The 22,119-nt window shown below is 60.6% G+C and carries 21 protein-coding genes; 8 read left to right on the top strand and 13 right to left on the bottom strand.

What is annotated here, in order from left to right:
- The first annotated feature begins 6 nt into the window (after positions 1-6).
- Entirely contained in the window at positions 7-1,419 is a 1,413-nt protein-coding gene (locus AB4N82_RS10730; RefSeq protein WP_032884376.1) for a NorM family multidrug efflux MATE transporter, read from the top strand.
- On the opposite strand, the gene AB4N82_RS10725 is transcribed toward AB4N82_RS10730, so the two are convergent.
- On the bottom strand, positions 1,416-3,089 hold the full coding sequence (locus AB4N82_RS10725; RefSeq protein WP_032884377.1) for a putative bifunctional diguanylate cyclase/phosphodiesterase: 1,674 nt from the start codon (positions 3,087-3,089) through the stop codon (positions 1,416-1,418). The genes AB4N82_RS10730 and AB4N82_RS10725 overlap by 4 nt on opposite strands.
- Positions 3,090-3,356: 267 nt before the next feature.
- On the opposite strand from AB4N82_RS10725, the gene rep reads away from it, so the two are divergent.
- Positions 3,357-5,366 (top strand): DNA helicase Rep, encoded by a 2,010-nt coding sequence (rep, locus tag AB4N82_RS10720; protein ID WP_095185200.1) that lies wholly within the window; start codon positions 3,357-3,359, stop codon positions 5,364-5,366.
- A gap of 58 nt (positions 5,367-5,424) precedes the next feature.
- Entirely contained in the window at positions 5,425-5,994 is a 570-nt protein-coding gene (locus AB4N82_RS10715) for a xanthine phosphoribosyltransferase (RefSeq protein ID WP_003176890.1), read from the top strand.
- 126 nt (positions 5,995-6,120) lie between these two features.
- Here the strand turns inward: AB4N82_RS10715 and AB4N82_RS10710 are convergent, their stop codons facing one another.
- The 6 genes from AB4N82_RS10710 to dadA all read right to left on the bottom strand — a co-directional run bounded on the left by AB4N82_RS10710 (position 6,121) and on the right by dadA (position 12,221).
- On the bottom strand, positions 6,121-8,043 hold the full coding sequence (locus AB4N82_RS10710; protein ID WP_122763966.1) for an acetyl-CoA hydrolase/transferase C-terminal domain-containing protein: 1,923 nt from the start codon (positions 8,041-8,043) through the stop codon (positions 6,121-6,123).
- Positions 8,044-8,180: 137 nt separating this feature from the next.
- Entirely contained in the window at positions 8,181-8,594 is a 414-nt protein-coding gene (locus AB4N82_RS10705; protein ID WP_032884380.1) for a c-type cytochrome, read from the bottom strand.
- Positions 8,595-8,775: 181 nt separating this feature from the next.
- The gene (locus tag AB4N82_RS10700; protein ID WP_003176893.1) at positions 8,776-9,324 is read right to left on the bottom strand and encodes a cupin domain-containing protein; all 549 of its coding nucleotides are present in this window, start codon (positions 9,322-9,324) and stop codon (positions 8,776-8,778) included.
- Between the two features lie 116 nt (positions 9,325-9,440).
- Entirely contained in the window at positions 9,441-10,514 is a 1,074-nt protein-coding gene (alr, locus tag AB4N82_RS10695; protein ID WP_122763967.1) for an alanine racemase, read from the bottom strand.
- A gap of 80 nt (positions 10,515-10,594) precedes the next feature.
- A complete protein-coding gene (locus AB4N82_RS10690) occupies positions 10,595-10,948 on the bottom strand; it encodes a RidA family protein (protein ID WP_017135862.1) in 354 nt (117 codons plus the stop codon).
- Entirely contained in the window at positions 10,920-12,221 is a 1,302-nt protein-coding gene (dadA, locus tag AB4N82_RS10685; RefSeq protein ID WP_032884384.1) for a D-amino acid dehydrogenase, read from the bottom strand. The genes AB4N82_RS10690 and dadA overlap by 29 nt, the downstream gene beginning before the upstream one ends.
- A gap of 156 nt (positions 12,222-12,377) precedes the next feature.
- Here dadA and AB4N82_RS10680 point away from each other — a divergent pair, with 156 nt between their 5' ends.
- Positions 12,378-12,866 carry an Lrp/AsnC ligand binding domain-containing protein gene (locus AB4N82_RS10680; protein WP_003176896.1) on the top strand — a complete coding sequence of 163 codons (489 nt, stop codon included), beginning with the start codon at positions 12,378-12,380 and terminating at the stop codon, positions 12,864-12,866.
- A gap of 40 nt (positions 12,867-12,906) precedes the next feature.
- On the opposite strand, the gene AB4N82_RS10675 is transcribed toward AB4N82_RS10680, so the two are convergent.
- Complete coding sequence (locus AB4N82_RS10675) at positions 12,907-13,260, bottom strand: YkgJ family cysteine cluster protein (RefSeq protein ID WP_032884386.1); 354 nt, start codon at positions 13,258-13,260, stop codon at positions 12,907-12,909.
- A 115-nt stretch (positions 13,261-13,375) separates the two neighbouring features.
- Here AB4N82_RS10675 and AB4N82_RS10670 point away from each other — a divergent pair, with 115 nt between their 5' ends.
- On the top strand, positions 13,376-14,668 hold the full coding sequence (locus AB4N82_RS10670; protein ID WP_095185202.1) for an NAD(P)/FAD-dependent oxidoreductase: 1,293 nt from the start codon (positions 13,376-13,378) through the stop codon (positions 14,666-14,668).
- On the opposite strand, the gene AB4N82_RS10665 is transcribed toward AB4N82_RS10670, so the two are convergent.
- Positions 14,669-14,893 (bottom strand): DUF1127 domain-containing protein, encoded by a 225-nt coding sequence (locus tag AB4N82_RS10665; RefSeq protein ID WP_122756235.1) that lies wholly within the window; start codon positions 14,891-14,893, stop codon positions 14,669-14,671.
- Positions 14,894-15,059: 166 nt separating this feature from the next.
- Here AB4N82_RS10665 and AB4N82_RS10660 point away from each other — a divergent pair, with 166 nt between their 5' ends.
- Positions 15,060-16,484, top strand: a complete 1,425-nt coding sequence (locus AB4N82_RS10660) for an aminotransferase-like domain-containing protein (protein WP_122763968.1) — start codon at positions 15,060-15,062, stop codon at positions 16,482-16,484.
- A gap of 62 nt (positions 16,485-16,546) precedes the next feature.
- A complete protein-coding gene (locus AB4N82_RS10655; RefSeq protein ID WP_122763969.1) occupies positions 16,547-18,112 on the top strand; it encodes a phospholipase D family protein in 1,566 nt (521 codons plus the stop codon).
- Between the two features lie 62 nt (positions 18,113-18,174).
- Here the strand turns inward: AB4N82_RS10655 and AB4N82_RS10650 are convergent, their stop codons facing one another.
- Complete coding sequence (locus tag AB4N82_RS10650) at positions 18,175-19,317, bottom strand: MFS transporter (protein ID WP_122763970.1); 1,143 nt, start codon at positions 19,315-19,317, stop codon at positions 18,175-18,177.
- A gap of 150 nt (positions 19,318-19,467) precedes the next feature.
- On the bottom strand, positions 19,468-20,961 hold the full coding sequence (locus tag AB4N82_RS10645; protein WP_032884395.1) for an aldehyde dehydrogenase: 1,494 nt from the start codon (positions 20,959-20,961) through the stop codon (positions 19,468-19,470).
- Between the two features lie 230 nt (positions 20,962-21,191).
- On the opposite strand from AB4N82_RS10645, the gene AB4N82_RS10640 reads away from it, so the two are divergent.
- On the top strand, positions 21,192-21,554 hold the full coding sequence (locus AB4N82_RS10640; protein WP_032884397.1) for a cupin domain-containing protein: 363 nt from the start codon (positions 21,192-21,194) through the stop codon (positions 21,552-21,554).
- Positions 21,555-21,626: 72 nt separating this feature from the next.
- Here the strand turns inward: AB4N82_RS10640 and rpmG are convergent, their stop codons facing one another.
- Positions 21,627-21,782: a 50S ribosomal protein L33 gene (gene rpmG, locus AB4N82_RS10635; RefSeq protein WP_003176906.1), complete on the bottom strand. Its 156-nt coding sequence runs from the start codon at positions 21,780-21,782 to the stop codon at positions 21,627-21,629.
- An 11-nt stretch (positions 21,783-21,793) separates the two neighbouring features.
- The gene (rpmB, locus tag AB4N82_RS10630; protein ID WP_003176907.1) at positions 21,794-22,027 is read right to left on the bottom strand and encodes a 50S ribosomal protein L28; all 234 of its coding nucleotides are present in this window, start codon (positions 22,025-22,027) and stop codon (positions 21,794-21,796) included.
- Positions 22,028-22,119: the final 92 nt, after the last annotated feature.

Below are 22,119 nucleotides of genomic sequence, written 5' to 3'. Positions count from 1 at the left end.
AGTGTGATGATCATGCAGCATCCAGCGCGTAACGAACTCTGGGCCATTCTGCGGCTGTCTGGGCCGTTGATTGCCTCACAGTTGGCGCACATGCTGATGGTGCTGACCGACACTTTGATGATGGCTCGCCTGAGCCCTGAAGCGCTGGCCGGTGGTGGCCTGGGCGCAGCGAGCTATTCGTTCGTGTCGATCTTCTGCATCGGAGTGATTGCTGCCGTGGGCACCTTGGTGGCAATCCGTCACGGCGCTGGCGACATCGAAGGTGCCACTCGCCTGACCCAGGCCGGGCTCTGGCTCGCCTGGCTGATGGCCTTGGCGGCGGCACTGCTGTTATGGAACTTGAAGCCGGTGCTGCTGATGTTCGGCCAGACCGATACCAATGTGCAGTCGGCGGGGCAATTCCTGACCATGCTGCCGTTCGCCCTGCCCGGCTACCTGAGTTTCATGGCCTTGCGCGGATTCACCAGCGCCATTGGCAAAGCCACTCCGGTGATGGTGATCAGCCTCGGCGGCACGGTGCTGAACTACCTGCTCAACCACGCTTTGATCGAAGGTATGTTCGGCCTGCCGAAGCTCGGCTTGATGGGCATTGGCTTGGTCACTGCCATCGTCGCCAATGGCATGGCCCTGACGCTGATGTGGTACATCCGCAGCAACCGCGCTTACGCCGCTTACCCGCTGAGCGCCGGCCTGCTGCGCCTCAACACCCAGTACTTGCGCGAGTTGTGGCGTCTGGGCCTGCCGATTGGCGGCACCTATGCAGTAGAAGTCGGACTGTTTGCCTTTGCCGCGCTGTGCATGGGCACCATGGGGAGTACGCAATTGGCGGCGCATCAGATTGCCCTGCAAATCGTCTCGGTGGCGTTCATGGTGCCAGCGGGCATGTCCTATGCGGTGACCATGCGCATCGGCCAGCACTATGGCGCCGGGCAGTTGCTGCAAGCGCGCATGGCCGGTCGTGTCGGCATCAGTTTTGGCGCGGCGGTGATGTTGGGATTTGCCGTAGTGTTGTGGCTGTTTTCCGACCCGCTGATCGGCCTGTTCCTCGACCATGACGACCCGGCATTCCACGAGGTGATCGTGCTTGCCGTCAGCCTGCTGGCCGTCGCGGCCTGGTTCGAGCTGTTTGATGGCGTCCAGACCATCGCCATGGGCTGCATCCGTGGGCTCAAGGATGCCAAGACCACCTTCCTGGTGGGCCTGGGTTGCTACTGGTTAATCGGCGCGCCTTCGGCGTGGTTGATGGCTTTCACCCTAGGCTGGGGGCCGACCGGCGTGTGGTGGGGATTGGCGCTGGGGCTGGCGTGTGCGGCAGTCAGCCTGACTTGGGCGTTTGAAGCGAAGATGAAGCGCATGATTGGTCTGGAAGGTGCAGTACCCGAAACCCGCCAAGGGTTCCGGGCCACTCAGCCGGATTAGAACACTTCGCCAGCGAGCGTCTGCTGGCCCTTGCCGAATGTCAGGTATTCCACCAACTCCGGCAACGGCAGCGGCTTGCTGATCAAGTAACCCTGAGCCTGATCGCAGCCAAACAGCCTCAGCAGCGCCAACTGCTCCGGAGTCTCCACGCCCTCAGCCACCACTTCCAGATTCAGGTTGTGCGCCAGGTTGATCATCGCGTGCACCAGCTTGCGATTCTCTTCGCGCTCTTCCATGCCACCGACAAAGCTCTTATCGATTTTCAACAAGGCAATCGGCAGGCTGTTGAGGTGCACGAACGACGAGAAACCGGTGCCGAAGTCATCCAAAGAAAACCGCACACCCAGCCGCCCGAGGGCATCCATGGTCTGTTTGACCAGATCGCTGCGGCGCATCACGGCAGTTTCGGTCAGCTCGAACTCCAGCCATTGCGCTTCCACACCGCGCTCGGCAATCAGCCGGCTGAGGGTAGAGAGCAGCTGACTGTCCTGAAACTGGCGGAACGACAGGTTGACCGCCATGTGCAACGGCGGCAGGCCGCGCTCGCGTAGGTCCTGCATATCGCGTAGGGCGCGGGAGATCACCCAGTAGCCCAACGGCACGATCAGACCGCTCTGTTCGGCCAGGGGGACGAATTCGCTGGGCGGCAATAGGCCGCGCTCGCCGTGGCGCCAGCGCACCAGGGCTTCGAGGCCGACAATGTGGCCGTCATCCAGGTCCAGGCGCGGCTGGTAGTGCAGCTCCAACTCATCCCGGCGCAAGGCGCGGCGCAGTTCACTTTCCAGGTCGGCCAGGCTGCGCGCGTTGCGGTTGATGCGCTCGTTGAAGATATGGAAAGTGCAGCCTTGAGTGCTCTTGGCTTGCTGCATGGCGATATGGGCGTGCCACATCAATGGGTCGGCCCCAGCGCGGGCGCGGGCATGGGCCACGCCCAGGCTGCAACCGATCAGCAGGCTTTCGCCATCCACCCAATACGGTTCGGCCATGGCTTCGGTGATGCGCTCGGCCATCCACTCTGCACGCTGGGGTGCGCGGCGGGTGTCAATCAGCAAAGCGAACTCGTCGCTGCCCAGGCGTGCCAATTGGTCGCCGATTTCGAGCTGGCTCTTGAGCCGCGAGACCACTTGCAGGATCAAACGGTCGCCAGCCTGGTGGCCGAGGGCATCGTTGGCGTGGCGAAAGTTGTCGAGGTCCAGGTGACCGAGGGCCAGGCCACGGCCCTCGTTCTCGGCCAGCCGCGCCGCCAGCAGGGTCTGGAAGCCCTGGCGGTTGGCGATACCGGTAAGCGGATCTTGTTCGGCCAGGCGTTGCAGGGTGTTTTCCAGCAAGCCGCGCTCACGGACATGGCGCAGGCAGCGGCGCAGTGTGTCGGCGTCCAATGCATCACGGATCAGCCAATCACTCACGCCAAGCGGAGAAACCAACGGTTCCTGCTCCAACAACACCACGCACGACAAGCTGCAACGGCCAGGGCCGGGTTGCAGGCTGGGCGTGGTCAACAGCACGGCGCTGGTGTCATCTTCGAACAGACGACTCACCGAGTCCCAGTTTGGCGCGCTGATCAGCACAGCCCCATCGCCCATCGGCGCCAGGCACTCGCGCAACAACGCTGCCCACTCAGGCGTATCGGCCAGTAGCAGCAAACGCAAGGGTTCGACAGGCGTAGACAAGCTAGCTCCCTAGACTCTGCAAAGTTTCGTTGGCGGCGGGCATTATGACGTGCGGCCTGATAATGACCAATGATAGGGGTTATCAAATACGCAGGTGTAAGCATTTGTCGCTGTTTTAACCGCAAAAAGCCTCGACATCCTGCGGCAAAGTAGCAAAACCGGCAAATTTAGATCGAGTGGTACGTCACACCGTCGATCCAGAGCAGCAGAATCTTGCCAGCCTGTTAAAATGCCCGCCCTTTTGAACAACGACTCCCTGAATTCTGTATGTCCCGACTCAATCCCCGGCAGCAAGAAGCCGTGAACTACGTCGGCGGCCCTCTATTGGTGCTCGCCGGTGCAGGCTCCGGCAAGACCAGCGTGATCACCCGCAAGATCGCGCACCTGATCCAGAGCTGTGGCATCCGCGCCCAGTACATCGTCGCCATGACCTTTACCAACAAGGCCGCGCGCGAGATGAAAGAACGCGTCGGCAGCCTGCTCAAGGGTGGCGAAGGCCGTGGCCTCACGGTGTGCACCTTCCACAACCTGGGGCTGAACATCATCCGCAAGGAGCATGCGCGGCTGGGCTACAAGCCGGGCTTCTCGATCTTTGACGAGACCGACGTCAAGGCCCTGATGACCGACATCATGCAGAAGGAATACGCAGGCGACGACGGCGTCGACGAGATCAAAAACATGATCGGCGCCTGGAAAAACGACCTGATCCTCCCCCCCGAGGCCCTGGAAAACGCGCGCAACCCCAAGGAACAGACCGCGGCCATCGTCTACACCCACTACCAGCGCACGCTCAAGGCGTTCAACGCGGTGGACTTCGACGACCTGATCCTGCAGCCGGTCAAGCTCTTCCAGGAACACGCCGACATCCTCGAAAAGTGGCAGAACAAGGTGCGCTACCTGCTGGTGGACGAATACCAGGACACCAACGCCAGCCAGTACTTGTTGGTGAAGTTGCTGATCGGTAAGCGCAACCAGTTCACCGTGGTGGGCGACGATGACCAGTCGATCTACGCGTGGCGCGGCGCCCGCCCGGAAAACCTGATGCTGCTCAAGGTCGACTACCCGTCCTTGAAAGTGGTGATGTTGGAGCAGAACTACCGCTCCACCAGCCGCATCCTGCGCTGCGCCAACGTGCTGATCTCGAACAACCCCCACGAGTTTGAAAAACAGCTGTGGAGTGAGATGGGCCACGGCGATGAGATCCGCGTAATCCGCTGCCGCAACGAAGACGCCGAAGCCGAGCGCGTGGCCGTCGAGCTGCTCACATTGCACCTGCGTACCGATCGGCCCTACAGCGACTTTGCGATCCTGTATCGCGGTAACTACCAGGCCAAGCTGATCGAGCTGAAGTTGCAGCACCACCAGATTCCATATCGTCTGTCGGGGGGCAACAGCTTTTTCGGACGCCAGGAAGTGAAAGACCTGATGGCCTACTTCCGGTTGATCGTTAACCCGGACGACGACAACGCCTTCCTGCGCGTGATCAACGTGCCGCGCCGGGAAATCGGCTCGACGACCCTGGAAAAACTCGGCAACTACGCGACCGAACGCAAGATTTCGATGTACGCCGCCACCGACGAGATAGGCCTGGGCGAGCACTTGGACACGCGCTTCACCGATCGCCTGGCGCGCTTCAAGCGCTTCATGGACAAGGTTCGCGAGCAGTGCGCCGGCGAAGACCCGATCAGCGCCCTGCGCAGCATGGTCATGGACATCGACTACGAAAACTGGCTGCGCACCAACAGCTCCAGCGACAAAGCTGCGGATTACCGCATGGGCAACGTCTGGTTCCTGATCGAAGCGCTGAAGAACACCCTGGAAAAAGACGAAGACGGCGAGATGACCGTTGAAGACGCCATCGGCAAGCTGGTACTGCGCGACATGCTCGAACGTCAGCAGGAAGAGGAAGACGGCGCCGAAGGTGTGCAGATGATGACCTTGCATGCCTCAAAGGGCTTGGAATTCCCCTACGTGTTCATCATGGGGATGGAAGAAGAAATCCTCCCGCACCGCTCCAGCATTGAAGCCGACACCATCGAGGAAGAACGGCGCCTGGCCTACGTGGGCATTACCCGCGCGCGTCAGACCCTGGCCTTCACCTTTGCCGCCAAGCGCAAGCAATACGGCGAGATCATCGATTGTGCCCCCAGCCGGTTCCTGGATGAACTGCCGCCGGATGACCTGGCCTGGGAAGGCAATGACGACACCCCGACCGAGGTGAAAGCCGTACGCGGCAACACCGCCCTGGCGGACATACGCGCGATGTTAAAGCGCTAGAATCGACTACTTTTTAATCTACTTTCGGCGCAGACCGCGCCATTAGAGGAAGCTTTCCGTGGAAGCACTGCACAAGAAAATTCGCGAAGAAGGCATCGTGCTTTCCGATCAGGTACTCAAAGTCGACGCCTTTTTGAACCACCAGATCGACCCGGCGCTGATGAAGCTGATTGGTGATGAATTCGCCGCACTGTTCAAGGACTCGGGCATCACCAAGATCGTCACTATCGAGGCCTCGGGCATTGCGCCGGCGATCATGACCGGCCTGAACCTGGGCGTGCCGGTGATCTTCGCCCGCAAGCAGCAGTCCCTGACCCTGACCGAAAACCTGCTGTCGGCAACGGTGTATTCCTTCACCAAGAAAACCGAGAGCACGGTGGCCATCTCGCCGCGCCACCTGACCAGCAGCGACCGTGTACTGGTGATCGATGACTTCCTGGCCAACGGCAAGGCGTCCCAGGCGCTGATTTCGATCATCAAACAGGCCGGTGCGACCGTTGCCGGTTTGGGGATTGTGATTGAGAAGTCGTTCCAGGGTGGCCGTGCAGAGCTGGATGCCCAGGGTTATCGGGTTGAGTCGCTGGCGCGGGTGAAATCGCTGGCCGGTGGCGTGGTTACCTTCATCTGAAGCCAACACCGCTCAACATGTGGGAGGGAGCTTGCTCCCGATAGCAGTGGGTCAGCCAATATTTTCGGTGACTGATACACGGCAATCGGGGGCAAGCCCCCTCCCACATTTGCGCTCTATTGTCTGTTAGTGCGCGGTGGCCTGCAGGCCGGCGAGTAACAAGCGCTGATACAGATCCTCCTTCAACCCCTCCGGCTTATCCAGGCACATCCGTTTCAGGTGCTCGGGAAACGCCTCCGGCTCCGGTGCATCCAGCGCCGCCTTGCCCAACTCCAGAATTTCCGTCAGCTTGAATTTGCTCTTGAGCCAGTTCAATGCGCGCAACAGATCCCGCTCTTCATCCGTGAAATCGCTGCCCAGCGGATACTCCGGGAACAAACGCCGATGCCGCGCCTGGATACCCTGGAGCCGCTCCGGCGTGTTGTCGGTGAAGCGCGGATCCATCTGGAAATCCTTGGGCAACTTGCCAGCCTTTTGCGCCTGCTCAATCAAGTCGGCCTGGAAGCGTGAGTCAGTGATGTTGAGCAACGCCTCAATGACCTTGGCATCCGTCTGCCCGCGCAGGTCGGCAATGCCGTACTCGGTGATGACGATGTCCCGCAGGTGCCGGGGAATGGTGCAGTGTCCGTACTCCCAGACGATATTGGAACTGACCTCCCCCGCCGACTCACGCCAACTGCGCAGGATCAGGATGGAGCGCGCGCCTTCCAGCGCATGCCCCTGAGCCACAAAGTTGTATTGCCCGCCCACGCCGCTGAGCACGCGGCCGTCCTCCAACTGGTCGGCCACGCCTGCGCCCAGCAACGTCACCGTGATCGCGCTGTTGATAAACCGTGCATCCTGGCGCTGCAAACGCTTGAGTTCTTCCTGGCCGTACAGCTCGTTGATATAGCTGATGCGGGTCATGTTGAATTCAAGGCGTTTGGCGTGGGTCATTTCCTGCAAACGCTGGTAAAAACTGCGTGGCCCGAGGAAGAAGCCACCGTGGATTGATACTCCATCGGGCTGCGCCGCATCGTCCAGCAAACCGGCGTTGGCTTGTTCCTGAGTGGCCACATCCGGGTAGACCTTGCGCCGGATAATCCCCGCATCCGCCAGCACCAGCAGGCCGTTGACGAACATTTCGCTGCAACCGTAAAGGCCACGGGCGAAGGGATCGACACCGCCTTCATGGCTGATCAGCGGTGCCCACTGATACACATCCAGATCCGTCAGCAGCAGGCGGTAAGCTTCGTTATCGGCTTGGCGCGCCAGCAAGGCGGCGGTCAACGCATCGCCCATGGAGCCAATACCGATCTGCAAGGTGCCGCCATCGCGCACCAAAGTGCTGGCATGCAGGCCGATGAAATGGTCCTGAAACCCCACCGGCATGTTCGGCGTGGAGAACAGTGTGGTGCTGTCCTTAGCATCGATCAGGTAGTCGAACGCGTCCATGCCCAACTCGGAATCGCCGGGCATGTAGGGCAAATCGGTGTGAACCTGCCCAACGATCAAAGCGGTTTCGCCCGCTTCACGGCGCTTGGCGATCATGGGCAGCAGGTCGAGGGTGATGTCGGGGTTGCAGCTCAGGCTCAGGCGGTCCGGGTGTTCCGCGCTGCTCGCGACCAGTTGTGCCACCAGGTTCAGGCCAGCGGCGTTGATATCGCGGGCGGCGTGGCTGTAGTTGCTGCTGACGTAATCCTGCTGGGCCGACGTGCTGTGCAGCAGACTACCGGGCTGCATGAAGAACTGCTGCACGTGGATATTCTTCGGCAAGCTGTCTGAGTGCAGCGCGGCGAGAAACTCCAACTCCGGGTAATCCCCAAACACTCGCTCGATAAAGGGTTCAAGAAAGCGCTTCTGCAAGCCATCACCCATTGTCGGACGGCCCAGGCTCAACGCGGTATAGATCGTCAGCGCCCGCTCCGGCAGCTTGGCGATACGCCGGTACAGCGCATTAACGAACAGATTGGGCTTGCCCAGGCCCAGCGGCATGCCCATGTGAATATGCGCTGGCAAACGCGCCAATACGTCGTCAACTGCTTGCTCGATTGAACACAACTGCACCATCCGACCCTCCTGAACATTCCATGATTAGGGGTTGGACCGAGCTTGCCGGGTCTTTGCTGCAAAGAACAGCCTCGACGGGTAAATCACAGGCACAAAAAAGCCGCTCGTAAGCGGCTTTTTTGGCGAAGATCGGCAGGTTACAGGCCGGACATCTTCTTGATCGCGCCTTTAAGCTCTTCATCCGAGCAATCAGCACAGGTGCCTTTAGGTGGCATGGCGTTGATGCCGGTGATCGCCTTGGCCAGGATGCCGTCGAGGCCGCCCTGGTGGTCGGCGCGTTCTTTCCAGGCGGCGGTGTCGCCGATTTTCGGCGCGTTCAGCAGGCCGGTACCGTGGCACGCGTTGCAGTGTTTGGCGATGATGTCATCCGGGGTTTTCGCGCCGCCGCCGCCGCCCGCTGCCACGGCGACTTCCATGCCTTTGCATTCCTCGCCCTGGACGCAGACCTGGCCCACCGGCTCCAGACGCTTGGCAATGTCATCATTGGTCGCAGCTTGTGCGCTCACAGCCCATAGGGCCAGTACGGTTGCTGGTGCAGCCAGCATTTTCATAATTAGGTTCACGCGTTCACCCTCAATGGTGGCTATTCACGCCTGCGGCCACGGTTTCGCAGGCGGCGAAAGTATAACGGTTAGCCCGCCGGGCCGAAACAACCCTATTAAATAAAGGGAGATTCAGCCTCGCGGAATACAGCTCGGGTGTCTCTGCAACGCTGGCAGGACGCCTCTATTCTTAAAAGTTCGCGGGTGTGGCTGCGCTGATTAGTCGCGCCGGTACGTCGAACGGATTGCGAAAACGATGGGGCTTGGTACTTTCAAAGTAGTAGCTATCGCCAGCTTCGAGCACAAAAGTTTCAAGACCGACCACCAATTCAAGGCGACCTTCCACCAGAATCCCGGTTTCTTCGCCTTCGTGGGTGAGCATTTCTTCGCCAGTGTCGGCGCCCGGTGGGTAGATCTCGTTGAGAAACGCGATGGCCCGGCTCGGGTGCGCTCGACCCACCAGTTTCATGGTGACGGCGCCGTCAGAGATGTCGATCAGCTCATTGGCTTTATAGACGATCTGTGTCGGTATTTCCTGGAGGATCTCTTCGGAAAAGAACTCGACCATGGACATGGGGATGCCGCCCAGCACCTTGCGCAAGGAGCTGATCGAGGGGCTGACACTATTTTTTTCGATCATCGAAATGGTGCTGTTGGTGACGCCCGCGCGCTTGGCGAGTTCACGCTGGGAAAGACCCTTCAGCTTGCGGATGGATTGCAGTCGTTCGCCGACGTCCAATGCGGGAGCCTCCTAGGATTCAGGCTTTGTTGTAATTGAGCGTTATCATGGCGACAGCGTTCAGTATTTACAACACTTGGGCCTAAATCCCAGGAAGCTGTGTTCGTGCCTGACCGTCAAGCGCCGGAATAGAGCCTTGGCACCCGGCGCAGGTTGCAGAAGATCTGGTAGGGAATGGTCTCAGCGGCAACCGCGACTTCACTGGCGAGGATGTTCTTGCCCCACAGCTCCACCGTAGAGCCAAGACCTGCCTCAGGGACGTCGGTCAGATCGATGCACAGCATGTCCATGGACACGCGCCCCAGCAATTGGCTGCGCTGCCCCGCCACCAACACAGGCGTGCCGGTAGGCGCGTGGCGCGGGTAGCCGTCGGCATAACCCATGGCAACCACGCCGATACGCATCGGTTTAGGCGTTATAAACCGGGCGCCGTAGCCCACTGGCTCGCCGGCCGGCAGTTCGCGTACGCAGATCACTTTCGATTCCAGGGTCATCACCGGCTGCAGACGTGCGGCGATGGTGTGGTCTTCGCCAAACGGCGTCGCGCCATAAAGCATGATGCCGGGGCGCACCCAGTCGCTGGTCATGCTCGGCCAGCCCAGCACCGACGGCGAATTGCGCAGGCTGACCTCGGCCGCCAGGCCTTGGCGCGCCGCCTCAAACACCGCGACTTGCTCGTTGCTGCTGACGCAATCGAGTTCATCGGCGCGAGCAAAGTGGCTCATCAATACGATTTTCGCGACTTTGCCGCTGGCCAGCAGGCGCTGGTAGGCCTCGTGATAATCCTTTGGATGCAGGCCGACGCGATGCATACCCGAATCCAGTTTGAGCCAGATGGTCAGGGGTTTGCTCAGTTTGGCCTGTTCGATCGCCTCCAGTTGCCACAAAGAATGCACTACGCACCACAAATCATGCTCGATGATCAGCGGCAACTCGTCGGCTTCGAAGAAACCTTCCAGCAGCAGCACCGGCGCCCGAATACCGGCGGCGCGCAGCTCCAGGGCTTCCTCGATGCATGCCACGGCAAACCCATCTGCCTCGGCTTCCAGCGCCTGGGCCACACGCACGGCACCATGGCCGTAGGCGTCGGCCTTGACCACGGCAAGGGCCTTGGCCCCCGTAATTTCACGGGCCAGTTGGTAGTTGTGGCGCAGGGCTTGGAGGTCGATCAGGGCACGGGCAGGACGCATGGCGGCAGGCTTCTAGGCGGCTAAGTGAAGAAAAAACCGGCACCGACCAACAGCTTCGGCACCGGGAGAGGGATCGTTGTTTAAGGCAGCGCGGCCACGACGGACAGCTCTACCAGGATTTCTGGTTCGCACAATTTGGCCTCGACAGTGGCGCGGGCCGGAGCGACGCCTTTTGGCAGCCACTTGTCCCACACCGCGTTCATGCCGGCGAAATCGGCGTCGATGTCTTTCAGGTAGATCGTCACCGACAGCAGCTTGGTCTTGTCGGTGCCGGCCAGGTCCAGCAAACGCTCGATATTGGCGAGGGTTTCACGGGTCTGCTGTTCAATCCCGGCGTTCATGTCGTCGCCGACTTGCCCGGCCAGATACACGGTACCGCTGTGGACTACGATCTGGCTCATGCGCTCATTGGTGAGCTGGCGCTGGATTGACATGTTGTGCGGACTCCTGGTGGTTGCCGTAACGGGAAATATCGAGGCCTGCGGCGCTGATCTGCGGGGTTTTCTTAGCCATCAGATCAGCCAGCAAACGACCGGAACCGCAGGCCATGGTCCAACCGAGGGTGCCGTGGCCGGTGTTCAGGAACAGATTCTTGAACGGGGTGGCACCGACAATTGGTGTGCCGTCGGGTGTAGTCGGGCGCAGGCCGGTCCAGAACTCGGCGGTTGCCAGATCGCCGCCCTGAGGATAAAGGTCGTTGACGATCATCTCCAGGGTTTCACGCCGACGCGGGTTAAGCGACAGGTCAAAACCGGCTATTTCAGCCATGCCTCCGACGCGAATGCGGTTGTCGAAACGGGTGATCGCGACCTTGTAGGTCTCGTCGAGAATGGTCGAAGTCGGCGCCATCGCAGGGTTAGTGATCGGCACTGTCAGCGAGTAGCCCTTGAGCGGGTAAACCGGCGCCTTGATCCCCAGCGGCTTGAGCAGCTTCGGCGAGTAGCTGCCGAGCGCGAGCACATAGCGGTCGGCGGTTTCCAGCTTGCCGTCGATCCACACGCCGTTGATGCGGTCACCGGCGCGGTCGAGGCGCTGGATGTCCTGTTCAAAACGAAACTCCACGCCCAACTGCTTGCACATCTCGGCCAGGCGGGTGGTGAACATCTGGCAGTCGCCAGTCTGGTCGTTCGGCAGGCGCAAGGCACCTGCGAGGATATCGGTGACATTGGCCAGGGCCGGCTCAACGCGGGCAATGCCGGCGCGGTCGAGCAGTTCGAAGGGCACGCCGGATTCTTTCAATACCGCGATGTCTTTGGCGGCGCCATCCAACTGGGCCTGAGTGCGGAACAGTTGAGTAGTCCCCAGGCTGCGACCTTCGTAGGCAATGCCGGTCTCGGCGCGCAATTCGTCGAGGCAGTCACGGCTGTACTCCGACAAGCGCACCATGCGCTCCTTGTTCACCGCATAACGGCTGGCGGTGCAGTTGCGCAACATCTGCGCCATCCACAGGTATTGATCGATATCGGCCGTGGCCTTGATCGCCAGCGGTGCGTGGCGTTGCAGCAGCCATTTGATGGCCTTGAGCGGCACACCTGGCGCGGCCCATGGCGAAGCGTAGCCTGGGGAGACTTGGCCGGCGTTGGCGAAACTGGTTTCCATGGCAGCAGCGGGCTGACGGTCGACCACGACGACTTCAAAGCCAGCCCGAGCCAAATAGTAGGCACTGGTCACACCAATGACGCCGCTACCCAAGACCAGAACGCGCATTTTTATATCCTCATCGCGGGCTTAGCCGCTGACGTGTGTTATTCGAGCAATGATGGGCGCAGTATAAAAAGCAATCACCAGTGCATTTCACTATATAAATGCCTATATTTGGCGACAATTCTCGGCAAAAACCCTTTTCACAGAGGCGTATCCCCTATGCGTACCAACACCCAGACCAAACGGGAACTGGACAAGATCGACCGCAACATCCTGCGCATCCTGCAGACCGACGGGCGTATCTCGTTCACAGAGCTGGGGGAAAAGGTCGGGTTGTCGACCACGCCATGCACCGAACGGGTCCGCCGGCTGGAGCGTGAAGGGATCATCATGGGCTATAACGCGCGGCTCAATCCCCAGCATTTGAAGGGCAGTTTGCTGGTATTTGTCGAGATCAGCCTCGATTACAAATCCGGCGACACCTTTGAAGAGTTCCGCCGCGCCGTACTGAAACTGCCCCATGTGCTGGAATGCCACCTGGTGTCCGGCGACTTCGATTACCTGGTGAAAGCGCGGATTTCCGAGATGGCGTCGTACCGCAAATTGCTGGGGGACATTCTGCTCAAGCTGCCCCATGTGCGGGAGTCCAAGAGCTATATCGTGATGGAAGAGGTGAAAGAGAGCCTGAACCTGCCGATTCCTGACTAACCGACGCAACGCCCTCCCGCATTTTGATCGAGTACACCCGCTAGACGAGTACTTGCCGGGTGCTCGCCATGTACTCATGGATTTGCTTCTCCACCCGAGGATGAATCAGCTCCACCGGCCGCCGCCCATTGGGGCACGGCAAGGTCGAAGTGGTACCGAACAACCGGCAGATCAGCGGCCGTTCGTCATACACCGTGCAACCGTTGGGCCCCAGGTGTACACAGTTCAGTTCGTCCATGGCCGCGTCCTGCTCGGCGGCCGTCTTACGCGGCAGGCGCGACATTTCCTCGGGCGATGTGGTCACCGGCCCACAGCAGTCGTGACAACCGGGGACGCACTCGAACGAAGGAATCTGACGGCGCAATGCGCTGACTTTCTGACTGTTGCAACTCATCGAAACACGTACCGAACGGCAAATAGGCGTGGATTCTGACGCAAAACGCCCTGCGCAGACAGCTTCGTCCGACCGTTGTATCCTGCGTCAAATTTTCCAAACAGGGATTCCGCCCATGATCGCCAGCGCCCGGCACACCGCTTCCTACTACGCCGCCAGCAGCGTGCCGCAACCCGATTACCCGGCGTTGACAGGCGAAGTGACTGCCGACGTGTGTGTGATCGGCGGGGGGTTTTCCGGGCTTAACACCGCCCTGGAACTGGCCGAGCGCGGCTTGCGCGTGGTGTTGCTGGAAGCGCGCAAGATCGCCTGGGGCGCCAGCGGGCGTAATGGCGGGCAACTGATTCGCGGCGTCGGCCACGGCCTGGACCAGTTCACCAACGTGATCGGCGCCGATGGCGTGCGCGAGATGAAGTTGATGGGCTTGGAGGCTGTGGAGATCGTGCGCGAGCGTGTCGAGCGCTACCAGATCCCCTGCGACCTGACGTGGGGCTACTGCGACCTTGCCAACAGGCCTCGTGACCTGCACGGCCTGGCCGAAGACGCCGAAGAACTGCGCAGCCTGGGCTATCGCCATGAGGTGCGCCTGCTGCAAGCCGCCGAGATGGGCAGTGTGATCGGTTCCGACCGCTATGTGGGCGGCATGATCGACATGGGTTCAGGCCACCTGCACCCGCTGAACCTGGCGCTCGGCGAAGCGGCCGCCGCACAGGGGTTGGGCGTGCAGTTGTTTGAGCAGTCCGAAGTGACGCGCATCGACTACGGCCCCGAGGTCAAGGTGTATACCGCCAATGGCCATGTGCGTGCCAAGACTCTGGTGCTGGCCTGCAACGCCTACCTCAACGGCCTCAACCCGCACCTGAGCGGCAAAGTGCTGCCCGCCGGAAGCTACATCATCGCCACCGAACCTTTGAGCGAAGCTCAGGCCGCCAGCCTGTTGCCGCAAAACATGGCGGTGTGCGACCAACGAGTGACGGTGGACTACTTCCGCCTGTCCGCCGACCGTCGCCTGCTGTTCGGGGGGGCGTGCCACTACTCCGGTCGTGATCCCCAGGACATCAGCGCCTACATGCGACCGAAAATGCTACAGGTGTTCCCACAGTTGGCCGACGCAAAAATCGACTATCAGTGGGGCGGCATGATCGGCATCGGCGCCAATCGCTTGCCGCAGATCGGCCGGTTGGCGGATCAACCCAACGTGTATTACGCCCAGGCCTACGCGGGCCATGGCCTAAACGCCACGCACCTGGCAGGCAAGCTGCTGGCCGAAGCCATCAGCGGCCAGCAGCAAGGGCGTTTCGATCTGTTCGCAAAGGTGCCGCACATCACCTTCCCCGGCGGCAAGCACCTGCGCTCGCCGCTGCTGGCGCTGGGGATGCTCTGGCACCGCCTCAAAGAGCTGGTGTGATCAACCGCGCCAGAAAGGCTTCAAGCCTTCCTGGCGTGCCTGTTCGACAGTCAGCCCGATATCCTGCAATTGCTCGCAGGTCAGCGTCAGCAGGGCCTTGCGGGTATGGCGACGATGCCAGAACAGGCTCCAGCGGTTACCCGTCAGCGCAGACAGTGCCCGCTGCTGCCCTGCTTCCAGTTCCTGACTGTGTAACGCCAGCCTCACATCGCTCATGCCGTTCATTTTGTTGCCCCTCAGTGGCGTGTTGCCTTGAGTGACAAGAATGGGCGATCGGCAAAAACCATTACAGATTCAACCCACCTTTATTAAATCCATACAGACACTGCCTCTGAGCGGCTGAATCCTGTATTTTCCCCCTATCTGTACTGGTCCATTGGGAGCGACCGTCATGACCCTCTATGTCAACCTCGCCGAATTGCTGGGCACTCGTATCGAACAGGGCTTCTATCGCCCCGGTGATCGATTGCCATCTGTACGAGCCTTGAGCGTGGAACACGGGGTCAGCCTGAGCACCGTGCAACAGGCTTATCGCGTGCTGGAAGACAACGGTCTGGCGATGCCCAAGCCCAAGTCCGGCTACTTTGTACCCGTCGGCCGCGAGCTGCCGGCATTGCCGGAGGTGGGCCGGCCAGCACAGCGGCCGGTGGAAATCTCCCAGTGGGACCAAGTGCTGGAACTGATTCGCGCCGTGCCACGCAAAGACGTCATACAGATGGGCCGCGGCATGCCGGATGTATTGTCGCCCACCCTGAAGCCCTTGTTGCGCAGCCTCGCCCGCGTAAGCCGGCGTCAGGATCTGCCCGGGCTGTACTACGACAACATCCTCGGCTGTATGGAATTACGTGAGCAAATCGCACGGCTGTCATTGGATTCCGGCTGCCAACTGACCGCCGAAGACATCGTAATCACCACTGGCTGCCATGAGGCGCTGTCCGCCAGCATCCACGCTATCTGTGATCCTGGGGATATCGTCGCGGTGGACTCGCCGAGCTTTCACGGCGCCATGCAGACCCTCAAGGGGCTGGGCATGAAAGCCCTGGAGATTCCCACCGACCCCATCACCGGCATCAGCCTTGAAGCACTGGAACTAGCCTTGGAGCAGTGGCCGATCAAGGTCATCCAGTTGACCCCCAACTGCAATAACCCCTTGGGCTACATCATGCCGGAGGCACGCAAACGCGCACTGCTGACCCTGGCCCAACGCTTTGACGTGGCAATCATCGAAGACGACGTTTATGGCGAATTGGCCTACAGCTACCCGCGCCCGCGCACTATCAAATCCTTCGACGAAGACGGCCGAGTGCTGCTCTGCAGCTCCTTCTCGAAAACCCTCGCGCCGGGCCTGCGTATTGGCTGGGTAGCACCGGGGCGCTACCTTGAGCGGGTACTGCACATGAAATACATCAGCACCGGCTCCACCGCGACCCAACCGCAGATCGCGATTGCCGAATTTCTCAAGGGCGGGCATTTCGAACCTCATTTGCGGCGGATGCGCACTCAATACCAGCGTAATCGCGACTTGATGCTCGATTGGGTCAGCCGCTATTTCCCGTCGGGCACCCGCGCCAGCCGCCCCCAAGGCAGCTTCATGCTCTGGGTAGAACTGCCGGAAGGCTTCGATACCCTCAAGCTCAACCGGGTGCTGGTGGAACAGGGTGTACAGATTGCGGTAGGGAGTATCTTTTCTGCGTCGGGCAAGTACCGCAACTGCCTGCGCATGAACTACGGTGCTAAACCAACCCCGCAGATTGAAGAAGCGGTACGCAAGGTCGGTGCCTCCGCGATAAAGATGTTGGCCGAGTCGACCGACTGACCTTTCGCGGAAAATTGCCGTCATATGCCGACAACTGCCCTGATCTGGAAGCGCCTCCCTTGATGATTCGACGGCTTTTACCGCTTTTCCTGCTGGGAGCACTGAGCCTGGGTGGCTGCGCCACGGTGAGCACTGAGCGCATCCCCAGCGACGCACTGCCGGCTGCACAGTCGTCGTTCGGCCGCTCGATCCAGGCCCAGGCCGCGCCCTACCAGGGGCGCTCCGGTTTCCGCCTGCTGCCCAACAGCAGCGAAGCCTTCATGGCCCGCGCCGAGCTGATCCGTAACGCCCAGACCAGCCTCGATCTGCAGTACTACATCGTCCACGATGGCATCAGTACGCGCATGCTGGTAGATGAACTGCTCAAAGCCGCCGACCGTGGCGTGCGCGTGCGCATCCTGCTGGACGACACCACCAGCGACGGCCTCGACCAAATCATCGCCACCCTCGCCGCCCACCCCAAGATCGAAATTCGCCTGTTCAACCCCCTGCACCTGGGGCGCAGCACGGGTGTGACGCGGGCCATGGGTCGCCTGTTCGACCTGTCGCTGCAACACCGGCGCATGCACAACAAGTTGTGGCTGGCGGACAACAGCGTGGCCATCGTCGGCGGGCGAAATCTGGGGGATGAGTATTTCGACGCCGAGCCCAATCTGAACTTCACCGATATCGACATGCTCAGCGTCGGGCCGGTGGCCGAGCAGCTCGGGCACAGTTTCGATCAGTACTGGAACAGCGCCCTGAGCAAACCCATCGACGACTTCGTCTCAAACAGCCCCTCCAAAGGCGACCTGGCCGTCGCGCGCGCGCGCCTGGAGGCGTCGTTGGCCGAGTCGCGCCAGCAGAATCACGCGCTGTACAACCGCCTGCGCGCCTACCAGACCCAACCGCGCATGGACATCTGGCGTCGCGAGCTGATCTGGGCCTGGAATCAGGCGTTGTGGGACGCGCCGAGCAAGGTGCTGTCCAAGGCCGACCCAGACCCACGCCTGCTGCTGACCACCCAACTGGCGCCGGAGCTGGAGGGTGTCAACCAAGAGCTGATAATGATCTCGGCGTACTTCGTACCGGGGCAGCCAGGACTGGTGTACCTAACGGGGCGCGCCGACGCGGGTGTATCCGTGAGCCTGCTGACCAACTCCCTTGAAGCCACCGACGTGCCGGCGGTGCACGGCGGCTATGCGCCGTATCGCAAGGCGCTGCTGGAGCACGGAGTCAAACTCTATGAACTGCGCCGCCAACCGGGCGACGGGGGTGGCAGCGGCCCGCACTTGTTTCGCCGGGGCACCTTCCGAGGTTCGGATTCCAGCCTGCACAGCAAGGCAATGATCTTTGATCGGACGAAATCGTTTATCGGCTCGTTCAACTTCGACCCACGCTCTGTGCTGTGGAACACCGAAGTCGGTGTCCTGGTGGACAGCCCCGAACTGGCGGAACACGTGCGCAAACTCGCGCTGCAAGGCATGGCGCCCGCCTTGAGTTATGAGGCGAAACTGCAGGACGGCAACGTGGTGTGGGCGACCGAAGATAACGGTCAACTGCACACCCTGACCCGCGAACCTGGCAGTTGGTGGCGGCGCTTCAATGCCTGGTTTGCCACTTCGGTCGGCCTGGAACGCATGCTCTAAGCACAATGAAGATCCAATGCGGGAGAGGGCTTGCCCCCTCCCACATTCGATCGCCTTTCAAATCAGGCTGGCTGTGCGGTACCGAATGCGCCCTGGCGCAGCAACAGCACCACCAACCCCAACGCCCCGGCTGCCATTAACAGCGGCAGCGCATGCCCGTTGATCCACTGGCTGCCCGCACCGGCCACCAGCGGGCCAACCAGGCACCCGATGCCCCACAACTGAGCGATATGGGCATTGGCGCGCACCAGCGCATCGTCACGATAGCGCTCGCCAATCAGGATCAACGAGAGGGTAAACAACCCGCCAGCACTGGCGCCGAACACTACCCATATCGGCCAGATCAACAGCGTGTGCAACGCCAACGGAATCGCCAGGCTGGACGCCAGTAACAGCACCGCGCAACTCAGAAACAGCGTACGTCGAGGCAGGTAGTCGGCCAGCGCACCGATGGGCAATTGCAGCAGCGCATCGCCGACCACCACCGTGCTGACCATCGCCAAGGCGATCTCGGCAGTAAAACCCTGTTGCAGGCAATACACCGGCAGCAGCGTCAGGATCATTGCCTCGAACGCGGCGAACAGCGCCACCGCCCAGGCGATCGCCGGCAGGCTCTTACAGAAGCGCCACAGGTCAGCGAAGGTCACGCTGAACGAGTCAGCGGTGGGCGCACCTGAGCGTCCCAGCAGCAACAGCGGCGCCACCAGCAACAGGCCAACGCCGACCCAGAAGCCGTAGTCATGGTCGGTGCCAATCAGGCCCAGCAGCAGTGGGCCCGAGAGCTGGCTCAGGGCATAACTGCAGCCATATAACGCCACCAGGCGGCCGCGCCACTGCTCCACCACCAGTTGGTTGATCCAGCTTTCGCCGAGGATAAACACAATGGTCAGAATCACCCCGATCATCAGCCGCAGCACCAGCCATACGGGGTAACTGGGCAGAATCGCCAGCAAACCGATGGACACAGCCCCCGCCCACAGGCACAGGCGCATCAGGTTGGCAGTGCCGAGCCAGGAGGCCAGCCGACTGGAGACCTTGGCACCGAGCAATACGCCGAAGGCCGGCATGGCGGCCATCACGCCAATGGCGAAACTGCCGTAACCCCAGCCTTCCAGGCGCAGGGACACCAGCGGCATGCTCACCCCCAGGGCCAGACCGACACTGAGTACCGAGGCCAACACGGCGAAATAGGTCGCCCAACGCATTGCCACACTCCTGTGGATAATTCTTGAGGACACACAAAGCAGTGTGGGAGGGGGATTGCCCCCGATCGCGGTGAATCATTGGGCACTTTTAGTGCCTGACACACGGCTATCGGGGGCAAGCCCCCTCCCACATTTGGCCTGCGGTGTTGCTTAGAGCTTGATCCAGGTCGACTTCAGCTCGGTGTATTTGTCGAACGCGTGCAGCGACTTGTCGCGACCATTACCCGACTGCTTGAAGCCACCGAACGGCGCGGTCATATCACCGCCGTCGTATTGGTTGACCCACACGCTGCCGGCGCGCAGGGCCTTGGCGGTCAGGTGCGCTTTGGAAATATCAGCAGTCCACACGGCTGCGGCCAGACCATACACCGTGTCGTTGGCGATCTTGATAGCCTCTTCGGCGCTGTCGAACGTAATTACCGACAGGACTGGGCCGAAGATCTCTTCCTGGGCGATCTTCATGGCGTTGGTCACACCATCGAAAATCGTTGGCTCCACGTAGGTACCGCCGGTTTCCTCCAGGATGCGCTTACCACCGGCCACCAGTTTGGCGCCATCGGTGTGACCCGCTTCGATGTAAGACAGCACGGTGTTCATCTGCTGGGTATCCACCACCGCGCCGACGGTAGTCGCCGGGTCCAGCGGGTTGCCAGGTTTCCAGGCCTTGAGGGCCTCGATAACCAGCGGCAGAAATGTATCTTTGATCGAGCGCTCCACCAGCAAGCGCGAACCCGCGGTACAGACTTCGCCCTGGTTGAAGGCAATGGCGCTGGCTGCGGAGTTGGCGGCAGCTTGCAGGTCCGGCGCATCGGCGAACACGATATTAGGGCTCTTGCCGCCAGCTTCCAGCCATACGCGCTTCATGTTCGACTCGCCGGAGCGGATCAACAGTTGCTTGGCGATCTTGGTCGAACCGGTGAATACCAGCGTGTCGACGTCCATGTGCAGCGCCAGGGCATTTCCGACGGTGTGGCCGTAGCCCGGCAGCACGTTGAAAACGCCTTTCGGAATACCGGCCTCAACAGCCAGGGCCGCGATGCGGATGGCCGTCAGGGGAGATTTTTCGGAAGGCTTGAGGATCACCGAGTTACCGGTGGACAGCGCCGGGCCGAGTTTCCAGCACGCCATCATCAGCGGAAAGTTCCACGGCACAATGGCGCCAACCACGCCGACCGGCTCGCGGGTCACCAGGCCCAGTTGATCGTGCGGCGTGGCGGCGACTTCGTCATAGATCTTGTCGATGGCCTCGCCGCTCCAGCTCAGGGCATTCGCCGCGCCGGGTACGTCAATGTTCAGGGAATCGCTGATTGGCTTGCCCATGTCCAGGGTTTCAAGCAGTGCCAGCTCTTCGGCATTGGCCTTGAGCAGCGCAGCGAAACGGATCATGGTGGCTTTGCGTTTGGCCGGCGCAAGGCGCGACCAGACACCGGAATTGAAGGTGGCGCGGGCATTTTCCACTGCGCTCTGGGCGTCGGCGGCGTCACAGCTGGCGACAGTGGCCAACAGACGGCCATCGACCGGGCTGATGCATTCGAAGGTGTCGCCGGAAGCAGCGTCGGTGTACTCGCCATTGATGTAGGCGCGGCCTTCGATCTTCAGATCCTTGGCACGTTGTTCCCAATCGGCACGGGTCAGGGTGGTCATGCGAGTGTCCTCCTCTTATTGAATACAAGGGCCAGGCGATGTCCCCCGGCAGCCTCAAAGAATGCTTGCCCGCCAACCAGCTGTTCGGCTCAAAGGCAGCTGCCACCCTAAACCAGCGGCTGGGGATGTTTCAATATATTTGACATAACGCGGGTAAACGCCCTTGCGATGTTCATTTTAATAAACATAGACTTTGGGCACTTCAACCCCAGGCCAGACGGGACACGCACATGAGCATCCAGGACATCGTCGACTTCAGCCAAGCCACCACCGCCCCCGACCGCTATCGCCCTGCCGCCGAAAAAATCCTCAAGGGCGATCCCGAACAAACGGTTTACAACCACTACAACAGCCCATGCGGCCAGATGAGCGCCGGGGTCTGGGAAGGTGATGTCGGGCAGTGGACGGTCAGCTACACCGAGCATGAGTACTGCGAAATCGTGCAGGGTGTGTCCGTGCTGCGCGACGCCGAGGGAAATGCCAAGACCTTGCGCGCCGGCGACCGCTTTGTGATTCCTGCTGGCTTCAGCGGCACCTGGGAAGTACTGGAACCATGCCGCAAGATCTACGTGGTGTTTGAACAGAAGACCTGATCAACCAAATTCCACGCAAAAAAAAGCCCGACTCGTGAGAGACGGGCTTTTTTTCACAAGGAAGAAAATCAATTACTTGATTTTGCCTTCTTTGTAGATCACGTGCTTGCGAACGCGCGGGTCGAACATTTTCTTTTCGAGCTTGTCCGGGGTAGTACGCTTGTTCTTGTCGGTAGTGTAGAAGTGACCAGTACCGGCGCTAGAGATCATTCGAATCAATTCACGCATGATAGAGCTCCTTAGATCTTGCCAGCGGCACGGATTTCGGCCAGCACGACAGTGATGCCACGCTTGTCGATGATACGCATGCCTTTAGCAGATACACGCAGGCGAACAAAACGTTTCTCTTCTTCAACCCAGAAGCGGTGATGCTGCAGGTTCGGCAGGAAACGACGACGGGTTTTGTTATTTGCGTGGGAAATGTTATTCCCAGTCACCGGACCCTTACCGGTAACTTGACAGACTCTCGACATGCCTCAGCCCTCTAAAACCACATGCCCAACCCGGCATGGGTTGGCCGCTTAATCTCTCAGTCATTTGGCGCCAGGCGCCGCGTTTCTTTAGG

This window comes from Pseudomonas sp. H1_D04 (assembly GCF_054683855.1).
The sequence above is the reverse complement of the archived record's forward strand: the minus strand, read 5'-3'. Positions and strand labels throughout refer to the sequence as shown.